Raw genomic sequence first — 12,350 nt, 5'->3', positions numbered from 1 at the left:
TCGAGAGGAAGGCAGATGAAGCCAAGACGGTGGATCAGCGTCGGCGCCGTCGCCGTCGCGACCGCTGCGGCGCTGAACGCGGTGCCCGCCACCGCGAGCCGACCGTACGACCCGACAGCGCAGACCCTCGGCGCTCTCGGCCAGCGCCACGGCCTGCACATCGGCACGGCTGTCAACGCGACTGCCCTGAACGACGCCAGCGACCCGCAGTACCGCCGGTTGGCGGCCACCGAGTTCTCCTCGGTCACCGCCGAGAACGCCATGAAGTGGGAGAGCCTGGAGCCCACCCGGGGCACCTACGACTGGGCCGCCGCCGACCAGCTCATCGAGTTCGCCAAGCGCAACAGGCAGAGCGTCCGGGGCCACGTGCTGGTCTGGCACAACCAGCTGCCCGCCTGGCTGACCAGCGGCGTCGCCGACGGCAGCATCAGCAAGCAGGAGCTGCGCGACCTGCTGCGCAAGCACATCACCACCGTCGTCAGCCGCTACAAGGGCAAGATCTGGCAGTGGGACGTCGTCAACGAGGCCGTCAGCGACCCGTGGGACACCCCGTCGACCCTGCACTACAAGGGCTTCTGGGCACAGAACCTCGGCCCCGACTACATCGCCGACGCGTTCCGCTGGGCACGCGCCGCCGACCCCAAGGCGCTGCTGTTCTACAACGACTACAACATCGAGGCGTTCGGCTCCGGCAACCCCGCCGACGACAAGACGCAGTTCGTCTACGACATGGCCAAGGGGCTGCGCGCCAAGGGCGTCCCGATCGACGGCGTTGGCGCACAGGGCCACCTGGGCACCCAGTACGGCAACTTCGACACCCTCCAGGTGACTGCCGCGCTGAAGCGGTTCGCCGGGCTCGGTCTGGCCACCGCCTTCACCGAGGTCGACGTACGCAGCGAGATGACCGAAGCCGTGCATGCCGGCAACTCCGCCGAGATCAACCCCCGGTTGCAGGCGTCGGCCGCCAACTTCAGCGTGCTGATGAAGGCGTGCCTCGCCGTCCGCACCTGCCTGTCGTACACGGTGTGGGGTTTCAGCGACAAGTACTCCTGGGTGCCGGAGTGGTTCAGTGACCCGCCGGAGGGCATGGCCACCATCTACGACGAGAACTACCAACCCAAGCGGGCGTACCACGAGATCAAGTCGGACCTGATCTTCGCCGGACCGCCGTACGTGCTGCCTCGCATCGCGCCGAAGCCGCGCCGCTGAGCTGGCGCGGGCCGGGTGTGGGGCTGACCTCCCGCACCCGGCCCGCGTCGCGCGACCGCTCAGTCGGTAGGCAGGAGAGGCCGCATGAACGTCCGCTCGTAGCGCACCACACAGCCTGACTCGTCGCGGATGCGGTCCGCCGCCACGAAGTCCGGGTCATTGCCGAACAGCGCGCGATAACGCTCGTACGCGGCCAGGCTCTCGAAGCTGAACAGCGCCTCGGCCCGATCGCTGGCACCCTCGGCGGGCAGGAAGTAGCCGTGGTGCACCCCGCCGTGCCGGGCCACCAGCAGCATCCAGGCGCGGGCGAAGCGTTCGAACGCATCGATCTGCGCGGGGTCGATCGTGTAGTGCACGACACACGTGATCACGGGTCCACCATAGAACCCGACGCACCCCCGACCGGCCGTCGGCCCGCAGTAGGATCAACGGCACGTCGCCTGCACACCCGGAGTCCGCATGCCCGAGCAGCCGGGCGCCTCCGGCACCCGATCCTGGTGGCACCCGCGCGGCCTCAGCCGGCTCCGCAGTCGCGGCAGCACCGATCGCCCGCACCGACGGCTCCGCCGGGCCCTCGCCGTCGGCTGCCTGATCGCCGCCGCCGCGGTGCCGGCCGGCTCGTCGGTGGCCCGGCCTCCGATCGCCGACCTCCCCGCGCCCACCATCCTGCACATGCTTCAGATGAACCTGTGCAACAGTGGTCGTGCCGGCTGCTACACCGGCCGATCGATGACCAGGGCCGCCGAGGTGATCACCGCGGAGCGGCCCGATCTGGTCACCCTCAACGAGATCTGCCGGGACGACGTGGCCGCCCTGCACCGCGTCCTCGCCGACGCGCACACCGGCGCTACAGTCGTGTCCGCCTTCCAGGCGGCCGGCGACCGTCCCAGCGGCGCCGACACCTGGTGCCGCAACGGCCAGTCGTACGGCATCGGGTTGCTGGCCCGCCTGCCGACGCCGGACACCCGCCACACTGTGCACAGAGGAATCCACCCGATACAGGACGTCGCCGACCCCGAGGAACGGGCCTGGCTCTGCGTCCACGTCGACGGCACGCTGCACGCCTGCACCACCCACCTGGCGGCCACCAGTCGCACCGTCGCGCTCGCCCAGTGCGGCCACCTGTTCGACGAGGTCCTGCCAGCTCTTCGGGGCGGCACCGGCCACACGCCCACAGTGCTGGCCGGTGACCTCAACCTCCGCGAGGGCGGCGACCCGGACGTGCGGGCCTGCACACCGCCGGGCTATCTGCGGGTCGACGACGGCGCGCTGCAACACGTCCTGGCCAGCGGCGACATCGTCCCGGCCGGTACCCGGTCGGTGGGCATGGACGGCGCTACCGACCATCCGGCGCTGCTGACCACCCTCACCGTCGACGGCAGGCGTACCGACCGCTGACCGGCGAGTCGCCCGCGAGTCAGGGCAGCAGGATTACGTGCAACCGGCGTGGGCCGTGCACCCCCTCCACCCGGATCAGCTCGATGTCGCTCGTGGCCGACGGGCCGCTGATCCAGGTCAGTGGGCGGTGCGGCGTCAGCCGGGCGAGCGCCTCGGGCACGCTGGAAACCACCTGGCCGGCGCGGACCACGCAGATGTGCCGGTCCGGCAGGAGGCTGAGCACCCGGCGCCCCTGGTCCGGCGAGCCGTCCAGAACGACGGTGCCGGTCTGGGCGATGGCGACCGCGGCGGCGGTGACGACCGCGTCCGCGGCCCCGATCCGCGCGTTGTCGAGGCCGTCGTCGGGCATGGCGGTCACCGTCGGCGGCAGCCACGTCGACGGCAGACCCGGAGGTACGACGACAGTCCCGCCCGGAGGCAGGATGCTGGCGATCGTGTCGGCCACGGCGGCTTCGGCGACCCGGTGCACGTGTGCCCGGTAGTCGGTCAGCCGCTGCACCAGTTGGTCAAGGTCGAGAGTGCCCGTGTGCCGGTAGTCGCGGGGCACCTCCACCAGCTCGGTGCCGCCGGCGGCGAGCGCGGCCCGCAGCCGGCCGAGGACGACGTCACGCGAGCTCATCGGTCGGCCCACCAGTCACGGAACGTCTGCGCCGGCGGTTCCGGCAGGTCCCGGCTGCCGGTCCAGCCGTTCAACGGCGGCGGCAGACCCCTCCCGCGCCGGCCGGCGAACCGGCTCAGGCGGGCGGCGCGCTGCCCGGCCGCGTACAGCCGGGGATGGTCCATGGCGTACGCGGCGGCGGCCATCGCGATCGACTCTGCTGTGGGCCGGCGATGCGACTCGACGACCTCGGCCCGCAGATGCACAAGCAGCTCCGGAATGTTGATCTTCACGGGGCAGGCGTCGTAGCACGCGCCGCACAGCGTCGAGGCGTACGGCAGTGAGGCGTTGTCCTCGATGCCGGTGAGCTGAGGTGACAGCACCGCCCCGATCGGCCCCGGATACACCGAGCCGTACGCGTGCCCGCCGGCGCGCTCGTACACGGGGCACACGTTGAGGCAGGCCGAGCAGCGGATGCACCGCAGCGCCTGCCGTCCGACCTCGTCGGCGAGCACCGCGCTGCGCCCGTTGTCCAGCAGCACGAGGTGGAACGCCTGCGGCCCGTCGCCGGGGACCACCCCTGTCCACATCGACGTGTACGGGTTCATCCGCTCCCCCGTCGACGCCCTGGGCAGCAGTTGGAGGAACACCTCGAGGTCCCGCCAGGTCGGCACCACCTTCTCGACACCAAGCACGGTGATCAGCGTCTGCGGCAGGGTGAGGCACATCCGGCCGTTGCCCTCGGATTCGACGACGGCAAGCGTGCCGGTCTCGGCGACGGCGAAGTTTCCGCCGGACACCGCCACAGGCGTACTCAGGAACGTCTGTCGCAGGAAGCGGCGCGCGGCGGCGGCGAGGGCCGTGGGGTCGTCGGTAAGCGTCGAATCGACGCCAGGCATCTCGCGGAGGAATATCTCGCGGATCTCCGCCCGGTTGCGGTGGATCGCGGGGACCAGGATGTGGCTGGGCCGGTCGCCACCGAGCTGCACGATCAGTTCGGCGAGGTCGGTCTCGACAGGCGTGATCCCGGCGGCTTCGAGAGCCTCGTTGAGGCCGATCTCCTGGGTCGCCATGGATTTGACCTTGATGACCCGGTCTGCGCCGGTCGCCCGGACGAGGTCGGTGACGATCCGGTTGGCCTCCACCGCGTCCGCCGCCCAGTGCACGACGCCGCCGGCCTCGGTGACCCGCGCTTCGAGCTGCTCCAGCAGTTCGGGCAGGCGGGCCAGGGTGTCGGCCTTGATCGCCGCGCCCGCCGACCGTAGCTGCTCCCAGTCGGGCAGCTCGGCGATGACGCCGCTGGACTTCGCGCGGATCGTCGTCGTCGCGTGCCGCAGGTTGCGGCGCAGCTGCGGGTCGGCCAGGCCGCGCCGCGCGGCGGCCGGGAACGACTCCGCGCCGCGCAGGTGGCCCACACCGGGCGGCGCGGTCGCCGGCATGCCGAGGAACGTCCGGCGCGTCATGGCCGCGCCGCCGGTCGGCTGGCGGCATGGCCTGTCGCGGCCTGCTCGGTCGAGGCCAGGATCTCGGCGAGGTGCACGACGCCGACCCCGGTCCGCAGCCGCGACAGGCCGCCGCCGATGTGCAGGAGGCAGGAGGCGTCGCTGGCGGCGCACACGTCGGCGCCGGTGGCGAGCACATGGCGCATCTTGTCCGCGAGCATCGCCGTGGAGGTCTCCGCGTTCTTCACCGCGAAGGTGCCGCCGAACCCGCAGCACTGGTCGGCGGCCGGCAACTCGACAAGGGTGAGCCCGCGCACCTCGCTCAACAGTCGTCGCGGCCGGTCCCCCACCCGCAGCATCCGCGACGAGTGGCAGGTCGGGTGGTAGGTGACGCGGTGCGGGTAGTACGCCCCCACGTCGGTGACACCGAGCACGTCGACAAGCAACTCCGACAGCTCGTACGTCCGCCCCGCCACCGACTCGGCCCGCCCGGCGAGCCGATCGTCGCCCGCCCGCCGGGCCACCATGGCGTGCTGGTGCCGCACCGACCCGACGCAGGAGCCCGACGGCGCGACGATCACGTCGTACCTGTCGAAGACCTCCACGTGCCGGCGTACCAGGGGCACCGCGTCGCGCTGGTAGCCGGTGTTGACGTGCATCTGACCGCAGCAGGTCTGGCCCTGCGGAAAGGCGATCTCGTGCCCGAGCCGCTCCAACAGCCGTACGGTCGCGGTGGCCGCCTGCGGGAACATGGTGTCGGCCAGGCAGGTCACGAACAGCGCGATCCGCACGGGCCACCTCCACCTGTCGGCTCATTCTGCGGCAGCGGGGGGCGGGGCGCGACAGTCATGGCCGTACGCGCAGGTGGGTGACGCCGCCGTCGACGTCCAGGACGGTGCCGGTGGTGGAGCCCGAGCGCGGCGACGCCAGGTAGAGGATGGCGTTCGCGACCTCCTCGGGGGTCACCAGTCGGCCGATGGGTTGGCGTGCCTGCAACGCCACCCGCTCGGCGGCCGGATCGTCGGCCTGCGCCAGCAGGCGGCCGACCCACGGTGTGTCGGCGGTGCCGGGGCACACGCAGTTGACCCGGATGCCCTCGCGGACGTGGTCGGTGGCCATGGCGAGGGTCAGCGACAGCACGGCGCCCTTGCTTGCCGAGTAGAGCGCCCGGTTGGGCAGGCCGTTGAGCGCGGCGATGGACGAGGTGTTGACGACCGACGCGTGCTCCGAGCGGCGCAGCCACGGCAGGGCCGCGCTGACCACCCGGGCCATCCCGACCACGTTGACGTCGAGGACCAGGTGCCACTCGTCGTCGGTGTTGTCGGCAACCGTGCCGGTAGCGCCGACGCCGGCGTTGTTGACGACCACGTCGATGCCGCCGAGGTCGGCGGCGACCGCGCCGACCGCCTCCTGGACCGACGCGCGGTCGGTCACGTCGGCGGTGTAGCCGGCGACGCCCTCGTCCAGGCCGCTCGGGTCGAGGTCGAGGACCGCCACCCGGGCGCCCCTGGCCCGCAGTTCCAGGGCGGTGGCGCGACCGATGCCGGACGCGCCGCCGGTGACGATCGCGGTCAGCCCGGCGAACTCCCCGGTCATGCCGCCACCATCGCCTGGCGGGCACGACCCAGGCCGTCGATCTCCATCTCCACCACGTCACCGGGGCGCAGGTACGGGTGGTCCGGGAGGCCGAGCGCCACCCCGGCCGGAGTGCCCGTGTTGATCACGTCGCCCGGGTACAGGACCATGAACTGGCTGAGGTACCAGACGACGTGCGCGACCGGGAAGATCATGTCGCGGGTCGACCCGTCCTGGCGCAGCACCCCGTTCACCCACAACCGCAGCGCGAGCGACTGCGGGTCGTCGACCTCGTCGGCCGGCACGAGGCTCGGCCCCAACGGGTTGAACGTCTCGCAGCTCTTGCCCTTGTCCCACTGGCCTCCCCGGTCGAGCTGGAACTCGCGCTCGGAGACGTCGTGCGACACCGCGTACCCGGCGACGTGCCGCATGGCCTGCTCCGGCGAGTCGGCGTACCGGATTGTCGTGCCGACGACGACGGCGAGTTCGACCTCCCAGTCGGTGCGGGTGGAGCCGCGCGGGACGAGGACGTCGTCGAACGGCCCGACAATTGTCATCGGGTCCTTCATGAACACCACGGGTTCGGCCGGCAGTGCCGCACCTGTCTCCGCCGCGTGGTCGCGGTAGTTGAGCCCGATGCAGACGATCTTGTTGGGCCGCGCGAGGGGCGCGCCCACGCGTAGCGCGGCGGCGTCGGGCAGCTCTGCCAGCTCTTTGCGACCGAGCGCGGCACGGGTACGCGCGATCCCCTCCGACGCCCAGAAGGCCCCGTCCAGATCGGCGGTGAGCGGCCGCAGGTCGTAGGTGCTGCCGTCGTGCCGGACCACCGGGATCTCCCGGCCGGGCGGGCCGAGCCGCTGGAAGTTCATCGTCATCTCCTCTGTGAACGTTCGCGGTCATTCAACACCTGTCGCCTGGGCGCCGCGTACCGATCATGAAAGCTATATATCGATACTCTTGCATGTATTGCATCTGCTCGTGTAGGAAGGCTGCAGCACCACCAGGTGCTGTTTTTGGGGAGGAGCAACGATGAAACACGCTCTACGCCGCCTGCGAGCGGTCGCCGTCACAGTCGGCGCCTGCGCGCTCGGGTTCACCCTGCTGCCGCTACCCGCCGCCGCAGAGACACCCGTCCGACCTCTCGCGCCACAATCCGAACGGGCACCCGAGTCGAGCCAGTTCTCGGCCGAGGGGGTCACCACAGTAGGCGAACTCCGCGTCGTCGACGGCACCCTCTCCGACAGGCGCGACCAGCGGACCCAGGTCATCCGGCACCCCGGCGCGACGTACATCAAGGTGCACTTCAGCGCGCTGCGCCTGGGCCCCAGCGACTACGTCACAGTGTCCAGCCCGGACGGCCGGGAGAGCTACCGGTACGACAGCCACCTCAGCGCGTCGAGCGGATCGCCCTACACCACCGACGAACAGCCGGGATTCTGGGCGATGTCGGTGGACGGCGACACGGCGGTGGTGACGCTGCACAGCAGCGGCCCCTCGCGCGGCACCGTGGCCACCATCGACAGGTTCTGGCGCGGCTACGACCCCACGGAGATCACCCAGCACAACTTCTCCACGCTGTCCGTGTGCAGCACCGACGCCCGACGCGACGCGGTCTGCTACCAGAGCAGCCACCCCACCGAGTTCGCCCGGGGCCGGGCCGTGGCACGCCTGCTGATCAGCGGCGGCGGGATGTGCACCACCTGGCGCGTCGGCAACACCAACCGGATGCTGACGAACAAGCACTGCTTCTCCACCCAGGCCGCCGTGAGCGGCAGCGAGATGCAGTTCAACTACCAGTGCGCCACCTGCGGCGGCGCGAACCCGGGCGCCGGCACGAAGGTCAGCGGCGCCACCCTCTACAAGGTGAGCAGCGGCGGCTCCAGCCAGTTGGACTACGCCCTGTTCTCGGTCAACAACTTCGCAAGCATCCAGACCTTCGGCACCCTGTACCTCGCCACGAGCGCCACCACCACAGGCACCCGGATCTACATCCCCGGCCACGGTGACGGCAGCCCGAAGCGACTGTCGATCTACGAGGACACCCAGGGCGGCACGACGTGCTCCGTCAAGAACGCCAACTACAACACGTACAACATCAGCTACAGCTGTGACACCTCCGGCGGCAACTCGGGCTCGCCGGTGCTCAACGCCAGCCACCGGGTGATCGCCCTGCACCACCTCGGCGGCTGCCCGTCCAACCAGGGCGCGAAGGCGCACCTCATCTACAACGAGATCGCCAGCCTGATCGACAACAACGGCTGACGACCGACGACAGCAAACGGGCCGTCGGGGTGCGTGTTCGCACCTCGACGGCCCGCTTGTCCCCCGTGCGAGCTACCGCAGGTGCGCTCCGAGCGGTGACGATTTCCGGCAGGCGAAAAAATAGCGTTCAACCCAAGCCGCTGCGCCCGTGCAACGGCCTTGGGAAGGACTGCAATGCGTTTCGTAAAGCAACTCGTGGCCGTCGCGGCGGTCGCCTTCGCCGGCGGCCAGGCAATCGTCGCCGTGCGGGGCAACGACTGGCTCACACTGCCACTCGGTGTGCTGACGTCGGTGCTCGCCATCCTCGTCTACATCTGGGTCGTACGGCGTACCGAACGTCGCGCGGTCACCGAACTGGCGCGGGCCGGAGCTGTCTCGCAGACCGGCCTGGGAACGGTCCTCGGGGTCGGGATGTTCGTGGCCGTACTCGTCAACATCGCCCTCTTCGCCGAGTACCACATCAACGGCTTCGGTTCGGCGACCGGCGCGATGGGCCTGGTCGGGTTCATGGCCGCCGCCGCCGTGACCGAGGAGGTGCTCTTCCGCGGCGTCCTGTTCCGCATCATCGAGGAACGCGCCGGCACCTGGATCGCCCTGCTCATCACCGGCGTGGCGTTCGGCATGATGCACCTGACCAACCCGGACGCCAGCCTGTGGGGCGCGACCGCGATCACGATCGAGGCCGGGTTCATGTTCGCCGCCGCCTACGCCGCCACCCGCAACCTGTGGCTGCCGATCGGCCTGCACTTCGGCTGGAACATCACCGCGGGCGGAATCTTCAGCTCGGTGGTCTCGGGCAACGAACAGTCGAAGGGCCTGTTGGAGACGGCGATGTCGGGCCCGGCGCTGCTCACCGGGGGTGACTTCGGTCCGGAGGCGAGCGTGTTCGCGGTCACGGCGGGCGTACTGATGACCGCGGGGTTCATGTGGATGGCGCACCGCCGCGGCACCATCGTCCCGCGCCGCCGCCGCGCGGCCGTCTCCCCGGCGACGGTTACAGTCACCCCATGATCGACCGTCGGACGTTCCTGGACCGGTGGCGGCGGTATCCCGTCACGGTCCGGGATCTCCCGGTGGCGCTGCTGCTCGCCGCCGCGTCGGTGGTGCCGGCGTTGCAGGACCGCGGGACGCAGCTCGGCGACCTGCCGGGGCGTCCCTTCGACGCGCTGACCGCCGTGGCGATCCTCCTCCAGTGCCTGCCGCTCGCCGTCCGTCGACGTTGGCCGGCGCTCTGCCTCACCCTGGTGTCAGTCGGCTTCGCGCTCGACCAGCTGCGGGCCTACCACACGGTGGCGGGTGCCGGGCTTGCCATCGCGCTGGTGAGCGCGGCGGCCCACCTCGACCACCACAGGCGTACCGCAGTGGTCCTGGCCTCCGCCGCGTACCTGTCGCTTGCCGTCGCCCTGCACCGGCAGGGTGCGACCGAGGGGCTGCTCGGGTTCGGCACGTTCTACCTGATGCTGGCCTTCGCGTGGGGCGTCGGAGCCTGGCTGCGGCAGTCCAGGGCTGCCGAGGCCGAACGCCGTCACCACGTAGCCGTTTCCGCCCGCAACGCCGAACGCACACTCATCGCCCGTGAACTGCACGACGTCGTGACCCACCACGTGACGGCGATGGTCGTGCAGGCGGAGGCGGCGCGCTACCTGACCGCCGCCCCCGAGCGCCTCGACACGACCCTGACCGCCATCACCGACACCGGCCGGCGGGCCATCACCGACCTGCGGCATCTGCTCGACCTGCTCAACCCCGACCACGCCACCGACCCTCGTACGCCGGCCGTCGGCGACCTGCGCGCGCTCGTGGAGCAGACCCGCCGGGCCGGGCAGCCCGTGGAGTTCACCGAGGAGGGCAGCCCGGCGGGGGTGACCGGCGGTGCCGAGGTCGTCGCCTACCGGGTCGTGCAGGAGGCGCTGACGAACGCCCTCAAGCACGCCCACGGCAGCCGCACCATCGTCCACGTACGGCACGGCGAAAGGGACACCTCGGTGAACGTCAGCACTGACGGATCGGGCTCGCCCGCCGCGGCGCCCGGTGGGAGCGGGCGCGGCCTCGCGGGGCTACGCGAACGGGTCGACGTGCTCGGTGGCGAGTTCAGCGCTGAACAGCAGGCGGGCGGCGGTTTCGTCGTGCGGGCCCGCATCCCCACCGGGAGCCCGTCGTGACCGCGTCTATCCGGGTGCTCGTCGCCGACGACCAGGAGCTGATCCGCACGGGCTTCGCCACGATCATCGATGCCCAGCCCGACATCGACGTGGTGGGCGAGTGCGGCAACGGGCGCGACGCCGTCGACCTCGCCCGCCGGCTGCGCCCGGACGTGGTCGTCATGGACGTACGGATGCCGATCCTCGACGGCATCGGGGCGACCCGGCTGCTGGCCGGTCCCGGTGTCACCGATCCCGTCAAGGTGCTCGTGGTGACGACGTTCAACCTCGACGAGTACGTGTACGAGGCGCTGCGCGCCGGAGCGAGCGGTTTCCTGCTCAAGGACGCCCCTCCGGCCCAACTGCTGAACGGCATCCGCACTGTCGCGTCCGGTGCCGCGCTGCTGGCACCCGAGGTGACCCGGCAGCTCGTGGGCAGGTACGCCGAGCGGATCCGCCCGGCCGGGAACGCCGTGGACGACCTCGGCCTGACTCCGCGTGAGCTGGAGGTGTTGCGCCTCGTCGCCACCGGCCTGTCCAACGGCGAGATCGCCGCCCGGCTGGTGATCAGCCAGGAGACCGTGAAGACCCACGTGTCGCGGATCCTCACCAAGCTCGACCTGCGCGACCGGGTGCAGGCGGTCGTCTACGCCTACCGGACGGGCCTGGTGACCTGACTGTCGACGTCAGCGGGGCGGGTTGTCCCGCCGCGACGGGAACGGGGTGCCCGGCTGGCCGAGCGTCGAGCGGGCGCGCAGCCCGACCGGGTCCGGCGCGGCCACCGGCGCCGCCGGCTGCTCCGGAATCCGGCGTGCGTTCAGGTACGCGGCGCCGGCCAGGTCGTCGTCGGTGGGCGCGGCGAGCAGGGCGTAGAGCAGCCCGACCACTCCGAAGATCACCGCCAGGACGATCGGCACCAGCAACGCGCTCACGCCCGCGCCGGCCACGCCGCCCTGCCGCTCGTGCAGGTGCACCGAGAGGGCACTCATGCCGGTGAAGTGCATCCCGTTCACGGCGATGCCCATGACCAGGGCGGAGGCGAAGATGACAAGGCCACGGCGGACGGTCATGGCCAGCCACAGCGCGACGGTGGACGCGACGACAGCGATGACCACCGAGAGCACGACCCGGAGGGTGTCGTAGCGGAGGCTGCCGTTGAGGTGCATCGCCGCCATGCCCGTGTAGTGCATGGCCGCGACGCCGGCGCCGGTGAAGACACCTCCGGCGATCAGCCGTACCGGGTTCAACCGGCCGGTTCCCACGATGGCCAGGCCGATGCCGACCGCCACCACGGCGATCACGGTGCTGGCGGCGGTGAGCGGCACGTCGTACCGGATGCGGGTGCCGTCGACGGCGAAGCCGAGCATGGCCATGAAGTGCATCGCCCAGATGGCGGTGCCGCCGATGGCCCAGGCCGAGAGAAGACCCCACCAGGCGCGTTGCCCGCCGGTACGGGCCGTTCTGATGCGGCCGGCGCACACGAGCCCGAGGATCGAACCGAGGACGGACAGCGCGTAACTCAGCGCAGGTGTGATCCACCCGTACTCAAAATGATTGATCTCCGCCATGGCGGTCTGCTCCCCACTGGTCACCAGCGCGCGTGCACGGCGCTCGGGCAATGATCAGGGGTGCTTCGGGCCGATGCAACAGTGACCCCGGGGCTATCCGGGGCGTACTGTCACGGTGACCGTCCGCTATGCCGCCTCGTCAGCGGCCGTGACCGAA

Annotated in this window: 13 protein-coding genes; 6 read left to right on the top strand and 7 right to left on the bottom strand. The window is 71.0% G+C overall.

Annotation, left to right across the window (positions count from 1 at the left end; all coding sequences use genetic code 11):
* Window positions 1-15 precede the first annotated feature (15 nt).
* Complete coding sequence (locus ACLQ23_RS05510) at window positions 16-1,209, top strand: endo-1,4-beta-xylanase (RefSeq protein WP_355594621.1); 1,194 nt, start codon at window positions 16-18, stop codon at window positions 1,207-1,209.
* A 59-nt stretch (window positions 1,210-1,268) separates the two neighbouring features.
* Here ACLQ23_RS05510 and ACLQ23_RS05505 read toward each other — a convergent pair whose 3' ends face one another.
* Window positions 1,269-1,580: an NIPSNAP family protein gene (locus ACLQ23_RS05505; protein WP_355594623.1), complete on the bottom strand. Its 312-nt coding sequence runs from the start codon at window positions 1,578-1,580 to the stop codon at window positions 1,269-1,271.
* 88 nt (window positions 1,581-1,668) lie between these two features.
* On the opposite strand from ACLQ23_RS05505, the gene ACLQ23_RS05500 reads away from it, so the two are divergent.
* A complete protein-coding gene (locus ACLQ23_RS05500; RefSeq protein WP_355628914.1) occupies window positions 1,669-2,607 on the top strand; it encodes an endonuclease/exonuclease/phosphatase family protein in 939 nt (312 codons plus the stop codon).
* Between the two features lie 19 nt (window positions 2,608-2,626).
* Here the strand turns inward: ACLQ23_RS05500 and ACLQ23_RS05495 are convergent, their stop codons facing one another.
* Genes ACLQ23_RS05495 through ACLQ23_RS05475 form a run of 5 tightly spaced genes read right to left on the bottom strand, consistent with a single transcriptional unit; the run spans window position 2,627 to window position 7,091 of the window.
* Window positions 2,627-3,226: a LutC/YkgG family protein gene (locus ACLQ23_RS05495; protein WP_355594627.1), complete on the bottom strand. Its 600-nt coding sequence runs from the start codon at window positions 3,224-3,226 to the stop codon at window positions 2,627-2,629.
* On the bottom strand, window positions 3,223-4,668 hold the full coding sequence (locus ACLQ23_RS05490) for a LutB/LldF family L-lactate oxidation iron-sulfur protein (RefSeq protein WP_425880401.1): 1,446 nt from the start codon (window positions 4,666-4,668) through the stop codon (window positions 3,223-3,225). Before ACLQ23_RS05490 ends, ACLQ23_RS05495 begins: the two co-directional genes overlap by 4 nt.
* Complete coding sequence (locus ACLQ23_RS05485; RefSeq protein WP_355594631.1) at window positions 4,665-5,438, bottom strand: (Fe-S)-binding protein; 774 nt, start codon at window positions 5,436-5,438, stop codon at window positions 4,665-4,667. The genes ACLQ23_RS05490 and ACLQ23_RS05485 overlap by 4 nt, the downstream gene beginning before the upstream one ends.
* A gap of 55 nt (window positions 5,439-5,493) precedes the next feature.
* Entirely contained in the window at window positions 5,494-6,243 is a 750-nt protein-coding gene (locus tag ACLQ23_RS05480) for an SDR family NAD(P)-dependent oxidoreductase (RefSeq protein ID WP_355628919.1), read from the bottom strand.
* The gene (locus tag ACLQ23_RS05475) at window positions 6,240-7,091 is read right to left on the bottom strand and encodes a fumarylacetoacetate hydrolase family protein (RefSeq protein ID WP_355628921.1); all 852 of its coding nucleotides are present in this window, start codon (window positions 7,089-7,091) and stop codon (window positions 6,240-6,242) included. Before ACLQ23_RS05475 ends, ACLQ23_RS05480 begins: the two co-directional genes overlap by 4 nt.
* Before the next feature lie 160 nt (window positions 7,092-7,251).
* On the opposite strand from ACLQ23_RS05475, the gene ACLQ23_RS05470 reads away from it, so the two are divergent.
* From ACLQ23_RS05470 to ACLQ23_RS05455, 4 genes are all read left to right on the top strand, one after another.
* Window positions 7,252-8,484 carry a trypsin-like serine peptidase gene (locus ACLQ23_RS05470; protein WP_355628924.1) on the top strand — a complete coding sequence of 411 codons (1,233 nt, stop codon included), beginning with the start codon at window positions 7,252-7,254 and terminating at the stop codon, window positions 8,482-8,484.
* A gap of 174 nt (window positions 8,485-8,658) precedes the next feature.
* The gene (locus ACLQ23_RS05465) at window positions 8,659-9,495 is read left to right on the top strand and encodes a CPBP family intramembrane glutamic endopeptidase (protein ID WP_355628927.1); all 837 of its coding nucleotides are present in this window, start codon (window positions 8,659-8,661) and stop codon (window positions 9,493-9,495) included.
* Window positions 9,492-10,646, top strand: coding sequence for a sensor histidine kinase (locus ACLQ23_RS05460; protein ID WP_355628930.1), 1,155 nt, complete (start codon window positions 9,492-9,494; stop codon window positions 10,644-10,646). The genes ACLQ23_RS05465 and ACLQ23_RS05460 overlap by 4 nt, the downstream gene beginning before the upstream one ends.
* The gene (locus tag ACLQ23_RS05455) at window positions 10,643-11,302 is read left to right on the top strand and encodes a response regulator transcription factor (RefSeq protein ID WP_355628933.1); all 660 of its coding nucleotides are present in this window, start codon (window positions 10,643-10,645) and stop codon (window positions 11,300-11,302) included. The genes ACLQ23_RS05460 and ACLQ23_RS05455 overlap by 4 nt, the downstream gene beginning before the upstream one ends.
* A gap of 9 nt (window positions 11,303-11,311) precedes the next feature.
* Here ACLQ23_RS05455 and ACLQ23_RS05450 read toward each other — a convergent pair whose 3' ends face one another.
* A complete protein-coding gene (locus ACLQ23_RS05450; protein WP_355594645.1) occupies window positions 11,312-12,193 on the bottom strand; it encodes an MHYT domain-containing protein in 882 nt (293 codons plus the stop codon).
* Window positions 12,194-12,350: the final 157 nt, after the last annotated feature.

It is taken from the genome of Micromonospora sp. DT41, assembly GCF_049841715.1.
GTDB classification, from domain to species: domain Bacteria; phylum Actinomycetota; class Actinomycetes; order Mycobacteriales; family Micromonosporaceae; genus Micromonospora; species Micromonospora profundi.
This window is presented reverse-complemented; position numbering and strand designations above follow the sequence as displayed.